The 597-nt window shown below is 66.8% G+C and carries 1 pseudogene; it reads left to right on the top strand.

Features of this window, described 5'->3' with window-relative positions:
* Positions 1-313: pseudogene (locus ABD323_RS43955) on the top strand (ATP-binding protein); the annotation flags it as partial.
* Between the last annotated feature and the right edge of the window lie 284 nt (positions 314-597).

The following is a 597-nucleotide window of genomic DNA, read 5'->3' as shown; positions in this document are numbered from 1 at the left end:
GGGCATCGCCAACCTGATGGTGATCCACCGCCTGTCCGACCTGCTGTCCGCCGGCAATGTCGGCTCCCGCGGCCGGGTCCTGGCCGAGGGCCTGCTCGCCGACTGCAGCACGCGCATCATCTACCGCCAGGAAAGCGACCAACTCGCCACCGCCGCCGCCCTGCTCGGTCTGACCGGCGTCGAGACGCAGGCCGTGTCCGCACTCACCCGAGGGCGCGGGCTGTGGAAGGTCGCCGGGCGAAGCTTCATCGTGCAGCACATCCTGCACCCTGCAGAGAAGGCGCTCTTCGACACCGACGCCCGAATGACCTGAGAAATCAAGAAAGTTCACAAATCACGAACTGGAGGCCTCATGTTGAACCGCACCAGCAGATCCCGGTCCCATCCCGCGCACTTCCCCAATCCCCCGCCCCTCGGATGGACCTCCCATGCCCGACAACCCCACGTTCGACCATGCCCGACCGGACATCGTGATCGGCCGCGACCCCGACCTCGGGATCTGCGCAGCCAACCCCCGCCAACTCGCCGGCGCTGACTGGATGCTGGAACGCCTGGGATTCCACCGCGTCCTCGACAGCGAAGTCACGTACGCGCTGT

Source organism: Kitasatospora nipponensis, from assembly GCF_039528135.1.
In the GTDB taxonomy this organism is placed as follows: Bacteria; Actinomycetota; Actinomycetes; order Streptomycetales; family Streptomycetaceae; genus Kitasatospora; species Kitasatospora nipponensis.
The sequence above is the reverse complement of the archived record's forward strand: the minus strand, read 5'-3'. Positions and strand labels throughout refer to the sequence as shown.